Origin of the sequence: Marinobacter sp. es.042, from assembly GCF_900188315.1 — a bacterium.
GTDB lineage: Bacteria > Pseudomonadota > Gammaproteobacteria > Pseudomonadales > Oleiphilaceae > Marinobacter.
Map to the genome: position 1 here is coordinate 3015781 of NZ_LT897781.1, position 18498 is coordinate 3034278.

The 18498-nt window shown below is 57.9% G+C and carries 18 protein-coding genes; 9 read left to right on the forward strand and 9 right to left on the reverse strand.

Going from position 1 to position 18498, the window contains the following annotated elements:
- Positions 1 to 169 precede the first annotated feature (169 nt).
- Positions 170 to 1075, forward strand: a complete 906-nt coding sequence (locus CFB02_RS14075) for a metal-dependent hydrolase (RefSeq protein WP_088558489.1) — start codon at positions 170 to 172, stop codon at positions 1073 to 1075.
- Between the two features lie 131 nt (positions 1076 to 1206).
- On the opposite strand, the gene CFB02_RS14080 is transcribed toward CFB02_RS14075, so the two are convergent.
- The 3 genes from CFB02_RS14080 to CFB02_RS14090 form a co-directional block, all read right to left on the reverse strand.
- Entirely contained in the window at positions 1207 to 1992 is a 786-nt protein-coding gene (locus CFB02_RS14080; RefSeq protein ID WP_088558490.1) for a class II glutamine amidotransferase, read from the reverse strand.
- 48 nt (positions 1993 to 2040) lie between these two features.
- Complete coding sequence (locus CFB02_RS14085) at positions 2041 to 3141, reverse strand: GGDEF domain-containing protein (protein WP_088558491.1); 1101 nt, start codon at positions 3139 to 3141, stop codon at positions 2041 to 2043.
- 101 nt (positions 3142 to 3242) lie between these two features.
- The gene (locus CFB02_RS14090; RefSeq protein ID WP_088558492.1) at positions 3243 to 4058 is read right to left on the reverse strand and encodes an SDR family NAD(P)-dependent oxidoreductase; all 816 of its coding nucleotides are present in this window, start codon (positions 4056 to 4058) and stop codon (positions 3243 to 3245) included.
- Positions 4059 to 4262: 204 nt separating this feature from the next.
- On the opposite strand from CFB02_RS14090, the gene CFB02_RS14095 reads away from it, so the two are divergent.
- A complete protein-coding gene (locus CFB02_RS14095) occupies positions 4263 to 4721 on the forward strand; it encodes an NfeD family protein (protein ID WP_088558493.1) in 459 nt (152 codons plus the stop codon).
- A 2-nt stretch (positions 4722 to 4723) separates the two neighbouring features.
- Entirely contained in the window at positions 4724 to 5758 is a 1035-nt protein-coding gene (locus CFB02_RS14100) for an SPFH domain-containing protein (RefSeq protein WP_014578987.1), read from the forward strand.
- Between the two features lie 14 nt (positions 5759 to 5772).
- Here the strand turns inward: CFB02_RS14100 and yfbR are convergent, their stop codons facing one another.
- Positions 5773 to 6366: a 5'-deoxynucleotidase gene (yfbR, locus tag CFB02_RS14105; protein ID WP_088558494.1), complete on the reverse strand. Its 594-nt coding sequence runs from the start codon at positions 6364 to 6366 to the stop codon at positions 5773 to 5775.
- A 143-nt stretch (positions 6367 to 6509) separates the two neighbouring features.
- Between yfbR and CFB02_RS14110 the strand changes: the two genes are divergently transcribed.
- Complete coding sequence (locus tag CFB02_RS14110; RefSeq protein ID WP_088558495.1) at positions 6510 to 7298, forward strand: substrate-binding periplasmic protein; 789 nt, start codon at positions 6510 to 6512, stop codon at positions 7296 to 7298.
- Positions 7299 to 7300: 2 nt separating this feature from the next.
- Here CFB02_RS14110 and CFB02_RS14115 read toward each other — a convergent pair whose 3' ends face one another.
- Positions 7301 to 10126 (reverse strand): DUF748 domain-containing protein, encoded by a 2826-nt coding sequence (locus CFB02_RS14115; RefSeq protein WP_088558496.1) that lies wholly within the window; start codon positions 10124 to 10126, stop codon positions 7301 to 7303.
- 79 nt (positions 10127 to 10205) lie between these two features.
- Positions 10206 to 11492, reverse strand: a complete 1287-nt coding sequence (locus CFB02_RS14120) for an MHYT domain-containing protein (protein WP_088558497.1) — start codon at positions 11490 to 11492, stop codon at positions 10206 to 10208.
- 234 nt (positions 11493 to 11726) lie between these two features.
- Between CFB02_RS14120 and pdxH the strand changes: the two genes are divergently transcribed.
- Genes pdxH through CFB02_RS14145 form a run of 5 tightly spaced genes read left to right on the forward strand, consistent with a single transcriptional unit; the run spans position 11727 to position 14522 of the window.
- Entirely contained in the window at positions 11727 to 12362 is a 636-nt protein-coding gene (pdxH, locus tag CFB02_RS14125) for a pyridoxamine 5'-phosphate oxidase (RefSeq protein WP_088558498.1), read from the forward strand.
- A complete protein-coding gene (locus tag CFB02_RS14130) occupies positions 12331 to 13089 on the forward strand; it encodes a 4'-phosphopantetheinyl transferase family protein (RefSeq protein ID WP_088558499.1) in 759 nt (252 codons plus the stop codon). The genes pdxH and CFB02_RS14130 overlap by 32 nt, the downstream gene beginning before the upstream one ends.
- Positions 13090 to 13122: 33 nt before the next feature.
- Positions 13123 to 13704, forward strand: coding sequence for a DNA-3-methyladenine glycosylase I (locus CFB02_RS14135; RefSeq protein ID WP_088558500.1), 582 nt, complete (start codon positions 13123 to 13125; stop codon positions 13702 to 13704).
- A gap of 57 nt (positions 13705 to 13761) precedes the next feature.
- On the forward strand, positions 13762 to 14067 hold the full coding sequence (locus tag CFB02_RS14140; RefSeq protein WP_008176895.1) for a DUF6482 family protein: 306 nt from the start codon (positions 13762 to 13764) through the stop codon (positions 14065 to 14067).
- Positions 14064 to 14522, forward strand: a complete 459-nt coding sequence (locus CFB02_RS14145; protein WP_088558501.1) for a DUF3429 domain-containing protein — start codon at positions 14064 to 14066, stop codon at positions 14520 to 14522. Before CFB02_RS14140 ends, CFB02_RS14145 begins: the two co-directional genes overlap by 4 nt.
- A 33-nt stretch (positions 14523 to 14555) precedes the next feature.
- On the opposite strand, the gene CFB02_RS14150 is transcribed toward CFB02_RS14145, so the two are convergent.
- From CFB02_RS14150 to ectB, 3 genes are all read right to left on the reverse strand, one after another.
- Positions 14556 to 15554, reverse strand: coding sequence for an RNA polymerase sigma factor RpoD/SigA (locus CFB02_RS14150; RefSeq protein ID WP_008176892.1), 999 nt, complete (start codon positions 15552 to 15554; stop codon positions 14556 to 14558).
- 138 nt (positions 15555 to 15692) lie between these two features.
- The gene (locus tag CFB02_RS14155) at positions 15693 to 17135 is read right to left on the reverse strand and encodes an aspartate kinase (protein WP_088559255.1); all 1443 of its coding nucleotides are present in this window, start codon (positions 17133 to 17135) and stop codon (positions 15693 to 15695) included.
- Positions 17136 to 17185: 50 nt separating this feature from the next.
- The gene (gene ectB / locus CFB02_RS14160; protein WP_088558502.1) at positions 17186 to 18454 is read right to left on the reverse strand and encodes a diaminobutyrate--2-oxoglutarate transaminase; all 1269 of its coding nucleotides are present in this window, start codon (positions 18452 to 18454) and stop codon (positions 17186 to 17188) included.
- Between the last annotated feature and the right edge of the window lie 44 nt (positions 18455 to 18498).

The window sequence follows — 18498 nt, forward strand, 5'->3', positions numbered from 1 at the left end:
CCCCGCCGCTACAGTGGGGCCCGGTACACCTTGCTCGCCGTCAGCCTGGCCAATCAAATCCCGGCCCGTGTCCCATCCTGATCGACGGCCGTCCCCTTTGCGCATTCCTGTCCGGCTTTGACTGCCACACACTGGAGCCATGACATCAGCCAGAGTGAGGAGTACACACATGCTGAGCAGCAAAACCGCAGAAAAGAAGACGGCTCCCATTACCCGAGCCTCTAACACACCGGACAACGTCACCATCACCGCCCAGCGCATGGGGTTTGAGTTCGGTGACCAGGTGCCCCGTTACTGGGTCGACAACAGCTACACCATCAGCCACATCATGAATGCGCTCTCGGTGCTGTTTCCGCAGGGCGAGCAGTTCTTCGTGGATTCAGTAAGGGCGTTCCGGGACCAGATTTCCGATCCCAAGCTGAAGGAAGAGATACGCGGATTCATTGGCCAGGAGGCCATGCACTCCCTGGAGCATGTCGCCATGAACCAGCACGTTCGTGACCAGGGCATGCCGGTGGAAGAACTGGAAAAACACCTCGAGGTGGTTCTGGGAATCGCCAAGAAGCTGCCCAAGCGTCACCAGTTGGCGATCACCTGTGCCCTTGAACACCTGACTGCCATGATGGCCGACATGCTGCTGGAGCGTGACGATGTGCGCCAGGACATGGATGAATCCATGCGTCCGCTATGGGTCTGGCACGCGATTGAAGAAACCGAGCACAAGGCGGTTGCCTACGACGTGTTCCAGGCGGCCGGCGGCACGTATGCCGAGCGCACCTTTTACCTAATGTTCAGCACCGCCGCCCTGGGTGTGATGAGCACCTATTTCACCAGCCGGATGATGCTTAACGACCGCAAGAACTTCTCGTTGAAAGACACCGCCACCGGTCTCTGGCGCCTTTGGGGCATAAACGGTACTTTCTCTAGCCTGATTCCCACATGGCTGGAGTACTTCAAACCCGGCTTCCACCCCTGGGATCATGACAACAGCGATCTGATTGCCCGTTTCAAAGAGGAAATTCAGGCGCACATCGCACCGCAATACAAGAAAGGTAATCGCAGGACGCTTCAGTAATCACGGAAGCAACTCCCAACCCTGAAGGGAAGCGGGTGGGGAGGTCTTTGTGCAGGGAAAATGATGTCTGAGCGCAGCGAGTTGCCTTTTCCCGGAACAAAGACCTCCCCGCCCGATTCCCCACTCCCGGGTCAGGCCTTCGGCTCGGCGACGCCAGAGCGAATAACCTCGCCCTTCCGCCAAAGCCGCCATTCACCTGGCTGGTAAACATCCCACTTTTCATCTGTGGTCAGAGGTTCAGTAACGATCACGCTGACGATGTCATTGGGCGTCGTTTCCGATTCGAAATCCACCGTCACATCGGCGTCTTTCAGACGTGCAGGACCAAACGGGGCTCTCCGGGTGATGCTGGCCATTTTGGTGGTGCAGTAGGTGAACAGCCAGTCACCGTTACTCAGTAGGAGGTTGAAAACGCCCTGGCTGGCGTAGGCGACGGACAACCGGACCAGGCGGTCGATGATTTCATCGGTTCCGGTATTGCGGTCGCAGTGCGTTCGAAGGTGGTTAAGAATATCGCAGAACAGCGCCTCGCTGTCGGTGGTGCCGACCGGCTCGTAGAAGCCGGGATTCGAACGGAAACCGGAGAGCTGGCCGTTGTGGGCGAAGACCCAATAGCGGCCCCAGAGTTCGCGCATGAAAGGATGGGTGTTGGCCAGGCAGATGTCGCCGACGTTGGCCTGGCGGATATGGCAGATGGCCACTTCGCTTTTGATCGGATGAGTCTGGACCACTTCGGCGATGCGGGAACTGGCGCTGGCATCGGCGTCGTGGAAGGCACGGACGCCTTTGCCTTCGTAGAAGGCCACACCCCAGCCGTCCTTGTGCGGCCCGGTCTGCCCACCCCGACGGGTAAGGCCGGTAAAACTGAAACACAGGTCGGTTGGGGTGTTGGCGCTCATGGCCAGTAATTCGCACATGGGTTACTTCATTCTTGCCGAGGGATTTCTGCCACAAGAATAACGTAATCAACTCGCTTCGACAGTGAGAATCTCAAGCTGGCGGGGATTATGGCCGGCGCCGACCACGCAGTTGCGCCCGGCCCGCTTGCCACTGTAGAGCCACCGATCGGCCACCCGTAACAGGCCTTCGGCCTCGCGACCATGGTCCGGCCACTGGGCAATTCCGAAGGAGGCGGTCACTGTGATTTTGGCGTCGCCATAGGGCAATTCGCGTTCCGAGATTCGCTGGCGCAGCTCGTCCATCAGGATGTATGCATCCGCCGGTTTCAAATCTCTCAGAATCAGCCCGAACTCCTCGCCACCCAGGCGGCCCACAAAGTCTGTGCTTCTCAGGCGCTCGGTCAGGCAGCGGCTGATGTTCTTCAACACGAAATCTCCGGCTTCATGGCCCAGGGTGTCGTTCACAACCTTGAAGTGGTCAATATCCATCACCACCAGCGTAAATCCGCTACCGCCGCGCTCGCCCTCGGCAATGGTGCGGTTCAACGTGCCCTGGAAGTTGCTGCGGTTGGCCAGACCGGTCAGGGCATCGGTCTGGGCCGTATCCACCAGGCGTTGTTCGGCCTCTTCCCGACGCACTTCATAAAAGTGAACGAACGCGAGCATCAGTGCTCCGCACAACACCATGTTCAACAGATCGATCATCGCGTGAGGGTTGCCGACCTGGCCAAGGTAAATGTAGTAGATAACACCGCCGACGATCATAAATGGCGCGCAGAGAATCATGCCTTCTTTTTTGCCCAGCAGCAGGTAGGCAAGAACTGGCATCATCAGCACCCAGACGAACGCGGACACGGATGCTTGCGGCAAAAGCATGATCACCACGAAAAATGCAAAAAGCGGCACCAGGTAGGCATAGACCCACCGCTGCAGATGGGGCGTGGATTTCAGACGCCAGACTCCAAAAAACAGAAAAATGCTGGCAAAAAGTTCTCCAACACCGACCCAGAGAAAACCATTAAGAATCTGCAGGCATGCGAAAACCACCAGTGCCGAGCCGGTGATCAGAAAAAGCAGCCGCATCAGTGAGCGGCGGTGACTGTCGCGCAGACCCGAGCGGCTCTGTTCCAGAGTGGCCCCCAGGTCGGAGTGGTGAGGCGAATTCATGCTGAGTCTTCCGTGGATCAGCTTCCGAGTATAGCCCCGAAACACTGTTTGTAAAATGTACAGCGGGCCCGGTCCTCAGGCCCGCTGTGCGCGGGGTGTTGTCAGATATAGAGGTTCTTGCGGGAGAAGCGCTCGACCAGCGGCTGGTACGCAGACCCCAGCAGTCGGTTGATCGCGTCAATGCCCCAGGCGTCCGGGCCTACCAGGATACGGGACTCGTTCTTGAGGATGCCTTTCACAATTGTTTCTGCTGCCTTCTCGGGCGTAGTCATGGCCAGTTTGTCGAAGCCCTTGCGTTGGGCCACAGCGTTCTCGGACTTGCCCATGCGGGCGGCGTTGGCGATGTTGGTCCGGATACCGCCAGGGTGCACACAGCTTACCGCCACCGGCTGGTTTTCCAGCTTCATCTCCTGGCGCAGGGCTTCGGTGAATCCGCGAACCGCAAACTTGGCGGCGTTATATGCACTCTGCTTGGGTACGCCAATCAGGCCAAACACACTGGACACGTTCACCACATGGCCATCGCCCGAGGCAATCAGATGTGGCAGGAAGGCGCGGGTGCCGTGGGCAACGCCCCAGAAATCAATATCCATGACCCACTTGAAGTCCTCGTCGGTCATCTCCCGTACGGTGGCGGAAAGCGCAACGCCCGCGTTATTGATCACCAGATTCACCTGGCCAAAGTCCTTCGCAACCTCTTCCGCATGGGCAAAAATGGCATCGCGATCAGACACGTCCAGCCGGTAGGTTTTTACATCAGCGCCGCTGAGCTCTGCAGCGGTTTCGGCCAGGCCTGACTCATTAACGTCGGATAGCGCCAGACGGCAGCCCCGGTCCGCCAGTGATTTCGCAAGCGCGCGACCGATGCCCGAGCCGGCACCGGTAACAACGGCCACTTTGTTTTTCAGCTTTTTCATGGTCACAGACCTCTTGTTGTAGGCTTTTCAATTAAAGCAGATACTCTAACAATTGCCCGCCCGCGGGATATGGCTTTAGTGAACCAGGCCGCAAGGCATTCCGGCCACCCTCTGACTCGGCCCCCGGTTTCCGGTACAATTCGGTGCCGTTGTTCGGTGCGCAAAAGCAACCCGACGCCTCTCCCGAACCTGTGGATTTTCTGTATGGAATGGAGTCTTACGCATTTCTGGCTGATCCTGGCACTGGTACTGTGCCTGGCCGAGCTCACCTCCGGCGTGCTCTTGCTGCTCGCTCTCGGCATCGCCGCGGCCCTGACCGCCTTGCTGGCGTTCCTCAATGTGCCCTTTGAATGGCAACTGGCGGGGATGGGGATTTTCTCGGGAATCCTGGTTCCCGTCGCCATACGCTGGATACGGCCGCGTTTCTCCCCCAAGGGCGTGGCGTATGGAACGACAGGCACGGGCGTCGAGCAGGGCCGGCGCTACCAGACCCTGAAACGGGACTTCGACGGTGCCACGGGCATCAAGGTCAACGGCGATTTCTATCGCCTGCGAGTCACCGACACCGGAGCCACCGATCTTCCGGAAGGAACCGACGTCATTTTCAAACAGTTTGACGGCACTACCGCCGTTGTTGAGACGATCACACACAAGGAACAGTAAACATGGAACAGTACCTTTCACCCGGACTTGTTATCAGTCTGATCGTAGTCGCCATTGGCATTTTCATCATTGCCAAGGGTCTGGTCATCGTGCGTCAGTCGGAAGTCATGGTGATTGAGCGCCTGGGGTCGTTCAACCGGATCCTCGAAAGCGGTGTGAACATCATTATTCCCTTCATCGAGCGCCCACGGCCGATCACCATGATCCGCTACGTACGCATGGGCGAGGATTATCATCCGGTGATGAGCGATGAGACCCGCATCGACCGTCGGGAAACGGTCATGGACTTTCCGGGACAACCCGTGGTGACCACCGATAACGTGACGGTGAAGATCAACGGCGCTCTCTATTACCAGATCATCGACCCGCGGCGTGCCGTGTACGAAGTGGCCAACATGAGCCAGGCGGTGGAAGTGCTGGCCAAGACCACCCTGCGCTCGGTGGTCGGCAAGATGGAACTGGACAAGCTGTTTGAATCCCGCAGCGAGGTGAATAACGCCATCCAGGCCGAGATGGAAGAGGCCGCTTCCAAGTGGGGTGTAAAACTCACCCGGGTGGAGGTTCAGGACATAAGCATGCCGGAAGAAGTGGAAGAAGCCATGCGATTGCAAATGGCTGCGGAGCGGAAACGCCGGGCCACGGTCACCGAAGCCGAGGGTGAAAAGTCAGCAGCCATCGCCATGGCCCAGGGCCAGCGGGAGTCCGCAATCCTCAACGCCCAGGGCGACAAGGAATCGGCCATTCTCCGGGCGCAGGGCGAACAGGAGTCCATCCGTCTGGTACTCAGCGCCATGGGCGATTCCGAGGAAAACAAGCAGACCGTCATTGGTTACCTGCTGGGCCAGAGCTATATCAAGGTTCTGCCGAACATGGCGAAAGAAGGTGAGCGGGTGTTTGTGCCCTACGAATCCTCGGCCCTTCTGGGCTCTATGGGCATGTTCCGTGAACTGGCCGGCAGCCCGGAAGACACCGTTCGCCAGCATTTGCAGCGCGATGGTCTGCGTGGCGGGCTGGTCGGCTCAGCCGGCAACAGCTGAAGCCTGAGGGCCTCTCAACCCAGCAGATTGTCCAGGGGTTGCTCGTAACTGGGGGCAAACACCTTCAGGAAATAAGCAACCTCTGGCAACCCGTCCTCGTCTAACCGCTTGCGGATCTGTCCGGCGGCGGGCTCGAATTCCTTGTTGCCGGCGCGGATCTCCGCCTGGCACTTCAGCCACGCTGACAACCTGTCGGCGGCCTTGATCAGTTCCTTGTCTTCTGCCGGTAGCTGCGATTCCCGAACGTAGGGTGAAAAATCCTCCCGCAGATCCTCCGGCAGCAGTGCCAACAATTCGGCCTCCGCCTTGTGTTCAATATCCCCGAAGGCCTCTCGCATTACCTTGGAATGGTATTTCACCGGTGTCGGCATATCGCCGGTGATCACCTCCGTTGCGTCATGGTAAAGCGCTGCTGCGGCAATACGATCGGCGTTCACACGCCCGCCAAAATGCCGGTTGCGGATGATGGCAAGCGCATGAGCCAGGGTCGCCACCTCCCAGGAATGGGTGGCCACGTTTTCCTCAATGGCATTACGCATCAGCCCCCAGCGCTTGATCCAGCGCAGGCGGGAGACATAAGCAAAAAAATGGCTGACACCGTTACCCATCACTTACAGATCCATTTTGCATAAGTTAATAATTTTTTGCTTCAGGTGCACAAAATCCCCGTGCTATTCTGAATGCGTATTCAATTGTTACACACCCGGGGAGCACCGTGCTCACAAAGGCACCGATTCGGACACTACTGGCCATGTTTTCTGCCGCAATTTTGCTGGCAGCGGCGCCGGTTTCTGCAAACGAAACGGAAATCACCGTGGGCGTTTACCACTTCCCGCCCATTGCCAGTGTTGACGACAACGGGGAAGCCACCGGCCTACTCGGAGACCTGCTGCACGAACTTGAGCAAGCCAACCCAACGGTGTCCTTCCGCGTCTTTTATACCTCGCCCAAGCGTCGCTATCTGGATTTCGAGGCCGGCCTGTACGACGTCATCTTCTTTGAAAGCCCCGGCTGGGGCTGGACTGAGAAAAACGTCGACATCTCCCGACCGATCCTGGCAGATGAAGAGCTGTATGTCGCTCTCAAAAAACCAGGCCGTGACGACTCGTTCTTTGAGGATCTGGAACAGCGATCGATTGTCGCTATTTCAGGCTATCACTATGGTTTTAGCGATTACGAAACCGATAATTCCGTGCTCGAACAGAAATTCAACATCGAGTTCTCCGACAGCCACAGCCGCAACATAAACCTGATCAAGGCGGACCGGCCGTCGGTTGCTGAAGTCGCCATTGTCAGCTATTCCTACCTCCAGCGGCACTTGGCCGGGCATCCTGAAGACTGGGACAAATTGCTGGTCTCAAGTGAGCCGGACCAGCGCTACCAGCTCAGCATCATCGCCCGCAAAGACGGCGCTGCGAACGCCGACGAGATGCTGCGGCTTCTGGCGCCACTGGTCGATAACGGTCGCTACCGGCAACTCGTGGAAAACTGGGGACTCCAGTTGCCAGCCGGTTTTCTGACCGGTTTCGAGGCCCCCTGAGTTCAACGAACGTCCAGGTTGAAGGCGACGATAACGTTTCCTTCACTGCCCACGCCCGCATTGCGGGCCGGATCCAGCAGGAACAACTGGTCAGCCGGAACACCATGAGTTTGCAGCAGGACATTGCGCAGGGTCACGCCTCTGGAGGATGCCAGATTGCTCAATGCCTCCGGTTCAAGTGAACGCTCACCGGCAAGATACGCCTCCCGGGCAGCTTGCCATTCCTCCTCAGACACATCACGCTGACCACCCGCTGTCAGGTCTTCCCGAAGCAGGGCAAGACCGTCCGCCTCCGGTTGAACATTACCTCGAATATTCAGCAGCAAATCCGGCCGTTCCAGTAGCGCGTCTGCCAGCGCCGCCAGCTTCTCGGCCTCGCCCTCGGCCAACTGGATACTGCCCGGGAAAAAGCTCACCTTTCCAAGCTCTTCGCCGCTCAAGCCGGCCAGTTCGGCGATCGAGCCGAGCATACTGAAGGGTGACGTCGCCGCCTTCGCCAGAAGGTTCACGAATGCCCGCATAACGACCTTGCCGACGCTGAAGTTCGGGTCAGACAGGTCGCCGCTGATGGGCAGGTCGACCTCGATCATCCCCCTACTGTCCCGCAGTAGCGCAAGCCCTAATTTAACTGGCGCATTAACGGCCTGATCACTGGCGATGGCCGAACCCAGCTCGAGACGATCCATCACCACCAGATTGGACGCATTGATCCTGGATCCGGCAATTTCATAATCAAGATTCAGGTTCAACTTGCCACTGTCCACGCCATAACCCAGGTAACGACCAAAGTAAGGCGAAAGCGCAGGCAGGGACAGTTCCTGCATATTCAGCTTCAGATCGCTGACATCCTCGGTACCAAGGGTGCCAATGGTGCCGTCAAAATCCAGATCCGCCACGCCGCCGACCCGGCCCCGGATAGAGACCTTGCCCTGTTGTGGGGAAATGTTGCTGAGGCCTGTCACACTACCGTTCAGCTCATCAAACGAGGTGGTAAACACCGGTTCCAATGTGCGGTCGGTATACGCCAGCTCGCCATTTTCCAACATCAGCTGGCCAATACGGAAAATGAAACCCGGCTCGGAACCCTCCCCCTGCTGAGCATCTGCGGTCGCCTCCTGCTGACCACCGGTCGCTGGCGCTTTGGCGATCCGCTCCACGTTGTGGATATTGTCGGTATTGCGGACAACGTTAATGACCGGCCGGGCCAGGGTCACGGTTCCTATTTCCAGGCGTGCCGGATACACGTTGTATTCAATAGGTGCCAGGCGCAGGGTTTGCCAGGAGACCAGCGAACCGGAACTGTCGGGCAGCTTCAGATCCAGACCGGCCACTTCCGCGGTGCCGCTGAAGGTGCCTGTGAGCGGCTCCTGCTGCCCATCCAGATCAAGGTTGCCGTCAACGCCCAGCGTGCCGCTGGTAATGGCAAGGTTGGCGCCTTCCTGAACGTAGGGCTCAAAGGCGGCCAGAGCGATGCCGTTTCCGGAGATGGCGGCTTCCAGGGTAAACGGTGCGGGTGTCACCTGGCCGTTTAGTGACAGTTGGCCGCCACTGGCCAGGCTTCCGGTTATCTCGTAAGACACCGGTTCTTCAAGTTGATGGCTCAGTTGCCCGATGGATACGGAAAGCTGCTCTACGGCAATTTCAGTCGCCGTCGCCGGCTGACTGTCCTGCCAGAGAACGCGCCCGCCGGAGAGCGCGACGCCCGCCACTGTCCAGCGGAATGGCTGGCCATCGGTGGACGCTTCGCCGCTGCTCTCCGTCTCACCTTTGCTGGTGGCCAGCGGTGCCAACCAGTCAATCTCTCCGTTTGCGCTCCTGGCCACGGCCACATCGAGCTTGTCCAGAGAGACCTGGCCGATACGGATTTCCCGACCATTCAAGTCGAACCCGACAGCATCCACAGACAGCTCAGCGTTGGTCAATCTCGCCTGCTCACTCTGTTCATCCAGAGCAACGGCCAGATTCTCGAGTTGCAGCTGACCATTGGTCGTCTCCAGGAAAAAGCCGTCGCCGGCCTGGATTTCATAGTCGGAACTCAGGGTGACGCTGCCACCACGCAGGTCATAGGGAAAGAAAGGAGCCAGGAAATGAGCCAGGGTTTCATAGCCCACCGATGACACCTTGAGCGTGCCGTTCGAGTAGAACGGGGCGACGCTCAGATCACCCTGCCACTCGATGCTCTGACTGCCCAGCGCCGCCAGCAGGGAGTAATCGCTGTCCTGCCCCTCGCGACGCCAGGTGGCCAGGTCACTCAAGGTAAGATCCATCGGGGTAATCCGGAACTCAGCCATGGCTGCCTGGGTAAAATCCCGGAACAACATTTCGCCGCCGTTGAGTTCAATTTTCCCGAAGTACAGCCGGGGCGCCGCCACCGCGTCATCCGATTGCGACGCTTCAGGCTCCGGCTCTGCAGGTCCCGGGTTGGCCGCCTGCCAGTCTCGGGCAAAGTTGACGCTGTAGTCCTCCAGCAGATCCACCCGAACATAGGGCTCATCCAGCTGGATGGCTTCAAACCCGGCAATACCCCGAACCAGCTGGAAAAAGTTCATGTCTAACATGAGCCGGTCAAAGGCAACCACCTGCTCACCCTGGGGATCGTTGGCCGACAGACCCAACGCCTCGACTCGAAGGGTAAACGGGTTGGTTCGGATATCAGTGATTTCTGCCTGCCAGCCCATACGCTGGTCCAGTTGCTCGGGTACCAGACGCTCCAGCCACCAGGGAAGTAGCAGGAAACCGGCCAGGGCATAGAGGATGAAAAGCGCCAGGAATCCGATCAACAGATTCCTGGGCATATGACTGCGTTTACGGCTCTGGGCCACGGACATCTCCTTCTAAACGGCGGATTCCCGGGGCAATATTGCCCACCTTCCTGTTCACAAGGATAGTCGGCCCATAAGCGGTTTGTCAGCTGTGACGGTTATGACCCGGCATCACTAATTCCGGATCGGCGGCCATGTTTACAAATTCGCCGATCTCATTGAGGTCTCTGGGTACCATGGCAGCTCGCACCAGCTTACGGGTCGAATTGCCGGTTTTCGGATAGGCCGCCTGGCCGGCGCGCCAGGTAACCGGCATCGCAGGCGTGCCGATACGCTGATCAATCTGCCGCAACCGCTTGTACATGAAGGCATGCTGGCTATCTTCATGATCTGGCACCAGGGCAAAGAAGGCGCTGGCCGAGTATCGGGCGAGAAACACCTGATCCGACATCTGATCACGCAATGCCTCGCTGATTTCCCTGACGACCGCATTCAACGATTCATCACCCATTCCGGTGGCCAGTTCACGGAAGTTGGCGATGTCGAGGTAAATCAGGGCAAAGGGGTTGCCGCGGTCGTTGTCCCGGGCAAGGATATCCAGCAGGCGTTGTTCCAGCGCTGACCGGTTGGGCAGGCCGGTAACGGCATCAGTAAAGGCAAGCTCTGCCACCCGTTTGTTTTCTTCCGCCTTGAATTCCTCAAGTGCCCGCTGATGTTTTACATCGAGGACGGTCACCACCAGGGCAACGGCCAGCATCGCAATGCAGAAGACGGCGAGGGGTATTCCCATCCAGTTCCCCCGCAGGCCGTTGTCAGCTGCAGGCACGGCGCCCTCCGGAAAGGTCATCGCCATCATGCCCGTGTAATGCATTCCACAGATTGCGGCGGCCATCACCAGGGCGGCCACAAACTGGACCGCCAGGGTGCCGGATCCGTCCATGTCCTGCAGTTTCCGGCAGAGGGCAAGCGCAGCTCCTGAAGCAACAACGGCAATCGCGATCGAAATCAGCAAAAATACGGTGTTAAACGTCGGCGGCGCCGACATGCGCATGGCATACATACCCAGGTAATGCATCACTACGATACCGCTGGCCATGGACAGGGTCGCACTGACGAACAAAGGGGCTCCCAATTGTTTGCGCCCGATGATGTGGAGAGCCACACCGGAAGCAAGTACTGCTGCGAGCCAGGAAACCAGCGTCATGATCACATCAAACGACATGGGAACACCCATCGGCATAGCCCGCATTCCGACGAAATGCATCGTCCAGACTCCGGTGCCCATCAGCAGGGCGCCGGATATTAGCCATATCCGACGTTCGCCAGGCTCCGCATTAACGAGTCTGGCGCCAAAAAACAGAGCCGCATAAGCTGCCAATACAGCAACCAGAAAGGAGGCGACAACAAGGGGCAGATCATATTCGGACATCATTTGTGCAAACCTTTGTTTTGAGTGTGCGGGCGGGCCAGCCAGGAAGTTTGCCCAAACCAGACCCACAACAGCGTCGAAGGAGATACGGGCCAGCTGTGATCCGGGTCTCATTTAATTGTTGGGTTTATGTAACGGTTTCAGACATAAGCAGCGCTGACAGTGAACCCTGAACCCGATATGCTTCTGGCTCGTATTTCTCCCGGGTCGTTTTACGAGCAGGCAAGAGGGCAAGTTATGGACATCGGCGATATGCGTCGTGATTTCGAGAGCGAGGGGCTGGATCGCGATGCACTGGACAACAATCCGGTGCAGCAGTTCCAGAACTGGTTTGAGGATGCCCGGGAAGCGGGCATTCTGGAACCCAACGCCATGTCGCTGGCGACCACGGGGCAGGACGGCATGCCAGACCTCCGCACGGTATTGCTGAAGTACTTCGACGACCATGGCTTTGTGTTCTACACCAACTACGGCAGTCGCAAAGCGAACGAGATGGATGAAAATCCGCAGGCGGCGCTTTTGTTCCCCTGGATCGGACTGAACCGACAGGTAAGGATCCAGGGTGCCGTTGAGAAAGTCAGCAAGGCCGAATCCCTGCGCTACTTCGCATCGCGCCCCAGGGGCAGCCAGATCGGCGCCTGGGTTTCCGAACAGAGCAAGGCCATTACGTCCAGGGGCCTACTCGAACAGAAGGTTGCCGAAATCAAGCGGAAATTCAGCGAGGGCGAAGTGCCTCTTCCCAGCTTCTGGGGCGGCTATCGCATCGTGCCGGAGCGTATCGAATTCTGGCAGGGCAGGCCCAGCCGGCTTCACGACCGTTTTGAATATGTGAGGGAAGGCGATGGCTGGCTCATCCAGCGACTTCAACCCTGAATCCCGACCGTCGGTCTGGCTGTGTCACCAGACCGACGGGCCTGAAATTGCGCACCCGCACTGGCTGACTGACTACGAACGCCAGACAGCGAGCAAGTTCAGCGGTCCCCGGGAACGAGAATACCTTTCCAGCCGCTGGCTGATTCGTCAGGCCATCGGCAAGTCAGCGCAGGTGGCACCGGACCTCTGCTGCCCGGTATCCGGGCGCCCCAACGCGTCCGGCACGCCTGAGGGCTGGCGACTGTCCCTCAGCCACAGCCAGGGCCTGTCTGCCTGCGCCACTCGATCAGGCTCGCCCATTGGACTGGATCTCGAACCCTGCCAGCGCCATGCCCAATGGCAGAAAGTGGTAAAACGCTGGTTCTCCCCTCTCGAGCAGGAGTGGCTGTTCCGCGAAGACGACTCCGACAACTTCCTCAAGGTCTGGACCCTGAAGGAAGCATGGCTGAAAGCCACGGGCAGAGGCATTGCCGGCAACCTGCAAACGCTTGAGGTGCAGAAGAATTTCGAGATCTACGGCGACCAGCCCGAGCAGGACTGGCAGGCGGCCTGTTGCTATATTGAAGGCTATTTGTTGACCGTGGTGTACCGTGGAAGCCGACCCCTATGGCCGGAAATCACCTTACTTGAGCCGCCGCCACGGGACTTCGCCCTGGTGGATGCCGAGCCGATGGAGGCCTACTGGGAGCCACTGTTCCAACGCACGATTCGTCGAAAAAGCCCGTAACCCGAACCAGACACAAGTGACACAGGCTATTGTATGGAGAACGCTGAACGCTGCCCCTGGTGTGGTGAAGATCCGCTTTACGTGCACTATCACGACACCGTCTGGGGCCGCCCGGAGTACGACGATCTTGCCCTTTTCGAAAAACTCTGCCTGGACGGCCAACAGGCCGGCCTGAGCTGGATCACCATCTTGCGAAAACAGCACAATTACCGAGCCGCTTACGACGACTTCAATCCGGAAAGGATCGTCCGTTACGATGAAGCGAAGGTCGAGGAACTGCTGTCCGACCCGGGCATCATCCGCAACCGGCTCAAGGTCAGGTCGATCATCAAGAATGCGCAGGGCTATCTGGATCTGCGGGAACAAGGTATCGGTTTCAGTGATTTTCTCTGGTCTTTTGTTGGCGATAAACCAATCCAGAATCATTGGCGCGCCTTCTCCGAAGTACCGACCACAACCGCAGAATCCGAGGCCATGTCCAAAGCTCTGAAGCGGTCCGGTTTTACCTTTGTCGGCCCAACCATTGTGTACGCCTTCATGCAGGCGACCGGCATGGTGAATGATCATCTGGTTCAGTGCCCACAACACCGGGAATGCTATTTACTAAGCCAATGATCTCAATAGGCTGGGGGGTCGTAAGTTCTGGAGTGTTTGAAACCGCGGAGCTTTACTGTGCGAATCACTCTTGACCAACTCAGAAGCCTGCAGAGTCCGGTTATCGACCTGCTTGAGATCCTCTCGCTTGAGGGCCAGCACTACATGGCCCGCCTGAGTATGGACAACCAGACCCTGCTCCTCTCGGAGAAAAACGGTACCACCAGCCTGTTCCGCGGCGCCTGGCAGATCCAGGACACCCTGGCGTCGTTCGACATTCGGGAGACGCAGGTAGTTCACCCCTCCGCTTACCACGAAATGGTGGGAATGGAACCGACCGACGTTGAACCGATGCGAATCCGGGTGCAGAGGCAGAAACCGTGATTGCTGTAGCGAGACTTGCCATCCTTGTTGGCATCGCGGGGTTGATCCCGTTTATCGGCCTCCTGGCGGGGCTATTTTTTTTGCCGCAATACAGCGTGGCGCTTCTCGGCTACTTCTATCTATACAGCGCAGGCATTCTGGCGTTTATGGCTGGCGTCTATTGGCCCATTGCCATGCAGCTGGACAACTGCTGCTACCCGTTGTCGCCACTGATGACCATGCTACTCAGCCAGGTCTTCTTTGTGGCCGCAGGGATAGGGCTACTTCTGCCTGTCAGCGGCCAGATCGTGTTGTATACAAGTGCCTATCTCGCCCTCTATCTAGTGGACGCCCGCTGGATGAAGGTCTATTGGCCAGCCTGGTACCTTCGCCTGAGACTGGTCCTCACCTCGGTGGTCCTAGTTTGTCAGCTTACAGCGGCAGCCTGGTTTCTCCTGCTGCACACTGCTCACTGAATTCTGAGGGGGATTGCGGGAGCCTGACGTAACTCAGGCTCCAAACGCGTCTTCGGGGGATTCGTAACGACTCTGCAACTTCTTCAAAGCGGTTTTCTCGATCTGACGCACCCGCTCTCTGCTGATGCCAAGATCGTCGGAAATAACCTGCAGCGTTTCCGGTTCCGGCAGTCCCAGACCATAACGACGCGACAGAATGTCTTTCTCACGATCATTCAGCTCGCTAAGCATCGATTTCAGGGTGCGTTGTCGATCCCTGTCCGACATCGGATGATCCGGCGCCATCTGGTCGCCGGCGTCCAGGCTGTCTCCCAGGGTGACGGACCCGTCCTCAACAAGGGGAACATCCGTTGATATCTCCCGGGTCGCCAGCGCCCTTAGCTCGCCGATCCTGGACGGACTTGCCTCCATTTCGCGGGCAAGCTCCGATTGGGAAGGCGTCCGCCCAAGGCTCTGATGCATTCGCAGCGACACCTTGTGCAGCTGGCGAATTTCATCCACCACATTTTCCGGTGTGTGCACCAACCGGGTCCCACGCTGCAGGCAGCGTTTGACTTCCTCGCTTATCCACCAGTAGGCATAGGTCGAGAACCGGAAGCCCTTGGTGGGATCAAAACGCTCTACCGCCTTGATCAGACCGACGTTGGCGTCCTGGATCAGATCAGACATAGGGATACCGTGCTGCCCGTAACGACGGGCAATATGCACCGCCAGACGCAGATTGCTCTGTATCAGCTTGCGACGACAGGCGGTCGCCAGATGAAAAGCCCGGCGACATCGAGATGAAAACGCACAGGCGTCTCCGAGGCTACCAATCACTTCCCGGAACGTCTGCGGAGTCTCCTCCGGCAGGGCCAGTTCGGTACTGATGATTCGGTAGCACAGTGTCAGTTTGCGGGAGAGGCGGCGTTCGGCCTCATCTGTCAGCAGTTCATACCGGGACGCATCCCTGAAGTACAGCCCGACCAGGGAATCCCTTTCACCATCGTTGGGCGTTGTCGGAGACGGTCCCAGCCTTTCGGTCGTTCGCATGGCTTAGGTACCGGTCAGAATTTACACCAAAGAATACGACGTGCTGTAGCTGATGGATTTACCGGGGCGGGGTCAGTAAAAACCCACAGGCGACACGGACGGTCGGCTGTGGGTTTCGTGCGGGGAGGTTACAGAAACTCAGGCTGCGACGATCGCATACTCATGGTTGTGAGGCTCGATCAGAACGCCGTGCAGAGCAACGATCGTCTTCTCGTAGTCATCCTCATCCACCACGAACTGGATGTCCACCTGACGCATGCACTGGTGCAGCGCCAGAATGCTGATTTCCTCATCGGCCAGCGCCTTCACAGACCGGGCCAGAATACCCGGAACCTTCATATCGCTGCCGATGGCCGAAACAACCGCCACCTTCCGGGTGTTGATTTCGGCATTGGGGAACTCTTCCTTCAGCGCCTTGACCACCCGCTTGACGTGTTTCAGCGTGCTGCCCACGTAGTGGGTAATGGTGTTGGCGTTGGTGTCCTTGGACAAGAACCGAACCTTGAAACGGCCCAAGACATCCAGAATACGGCGATCGGAGCCCGGCTCGCCCTGCATGTCCTGATCGAACACTTCCACGGCAAAAACGCCTTTGGCGCCCGCGATGATCTCCACCTGAGGCTTCTCACTGACGTAATCGCCGGTGATCAGCGTACCGGTGTGCTCCGGCTCAAAGGTGTTCATCACACGCAGCGGAATCTCGTTCTGGCGCATGCCTTTACCGGCACGGGGATGAATCGCTTCCATGCCCAGGTTGGCCAGCTGGTCGGCCACGTCGTAATTGGTGCGACCGAGGGGCACCACCTTGTCTGCGCCGACGATGTTGGGGTCGGCAGAGCTCAGGTGGTATTCCTTGTGGATAATCGCCTCCCGAGCCTCGGTGATTACCGCTACCCGGCTGAAGGTCATCTCGCTGTAACCCCGGTCGAAGGTACGCATCAGACCTTCCTTGCACTGGGCATAACCGGTCACGATCGGCAGCTCACGGGTGAGGTCTACCGCATCGAAGGCCTGCTTGAGCTTTTCGTCCAGCGGCAGTAACTCGTTATCGCGCCAGCCGGTCAAATCCACAAAGCGGGCATTGATGCCTTCCTGCTGGAGCTTCAGGGCGGTATTGAAGGCACTGTGAGCCTCGCCAATACCTGCCAGCATTTCACGCACCGTCAGCAGATGCTCTTCCAGCTGGAACTGGCCATAGGAGCACAGGCGCTGCAGGTCGATCAGGCAACCCCGAACACCTTCAATCCGGTCGGTGATAAACTGGTCCGCCTGCTGCTTCAGCATCGGGTCTTCGAACAGCTCGCCGTTGATGTCGGTCAGGAACTTGACCAGTTTGGTGAGGTCGTCACCCCAGGCCCAGTCAGACTCTGCATCCGCAAACAGGGCATAAACGCCTGGCTCACCGGTCTTCTTGTGTTCCAGCAGTTCGTTGGTCACGCCACCATAGGCAGAGACCACAAAAATGCGCTGGTACAGGTTATCCTTCTTGCGATTACCGATAATGATGTTGTCACGGACGGCCTCGTAGTTACTCATCGAGGTGCCGCCGATTTTCTCAACGGTATGTAGTTGGCTGGTCATAATCTTGCCTTTGCTATCCTGCAGCATGAATGTCCGGAAGTGCAGGCGTCTTACGACGCCTTGCTAAGCCCTTCCTGCATGATTTCGTCCACACTTTTTGCCAGCAGAGCAGCCCCTTTCTTGAGGTCTTCCTCGCTGGTTGTAAGCGGCATCAGGCACTTGATGACTTCATCATTCGGACCACTGGTCTCGATGATCAGGCCGTGCTCGAAGGCACGTTTGGTAATCGGGCCTGTGATGTCTGCGTGCTTTGCTTCAATACCACGCATCAAACCGCGCCCCTTCATTTTGAACTGACCGGGGTACTTGTCGCAAATCGACTGAAGGGCATCGCCCAGCACCTTGGTCTTGGCCTTCACCTCATTGGCAAAGGCATCGTCTTTCCAGTAGTTCTCGACAGCAGCGCGAGCAGTGGTAAACGCCATGTTGTTGCCGCGGAAGGTACCGTTGTGCTCGCCCGGATCCCACACGTCCAGTTCCGGCTTGAACAGCACCAGGGCCATCGGCAGACCGTAGCCACTAAGTGACTTGGAAACCGTTACGATGTCCGGCTTGATGCCGGCGAATTCAAAGCTGAAGAACTCACCGGTACGGCCGTTGCCCGCCTGGATATCATCCAGAATCAGCAGAATATCGTGCTTCTTGCACAGCTCCGACAGACCTTTCAGCCATTCCGCGCGACAAGCGTTCAGACCGCCTTCGCCCTGAACCGCTTCGACGATTACCGCCGCTGGCAGTTCAAAACCGGAGGAGCCGTCGCTCAGCAGTTTATCCATGATCGCCAGGGTATCGACATCGTCGCCCAGGTAGCCGTCATAAAACATGAAGTCGACATTGCCCAGGGGGGTGCCAACACCACCCCGGTGGTGCTTGTTACCGGTGGTGGCAACGGCACCCATGGTGACGCCATGGAAACCATTGGTGAACGAGATGATGCCACTGCGGCCTTTAACCTTGCGGGCCAGCTTCAGGGCTGCTTCCACACAGTTGGTGCCGGTCGGACCGGTGAACTGCATTTTGTAGTCCAGACCACGGGGATCCAGAATGTGCTTCTTGTAGGATTCCATGAAGTCGTGCTTGGCCGTGGTAAACATATCCAGGCCCTGGCTCACGCCGTCTGCCTCGATATACTCAAGCAAAGCCTTCTTCAGGGTGTCGTTGTTGTGGCCGTAGTTAAGGGACCCGGCGCCGGCGAGAAAATCCAGGTATTCCTTGCCATCTTCGGTGTACAGGTGCGCGTTCTTGGCGCGGTTGAAGATAACCGGAAACGCACGGCTGTATACACGTACTTCGGATTCAGTCGACTTGAAAATTTCCATCGTCTTGCCTCTTAGCATGTCAGGTTCGAGGTAGATGCGCGGTG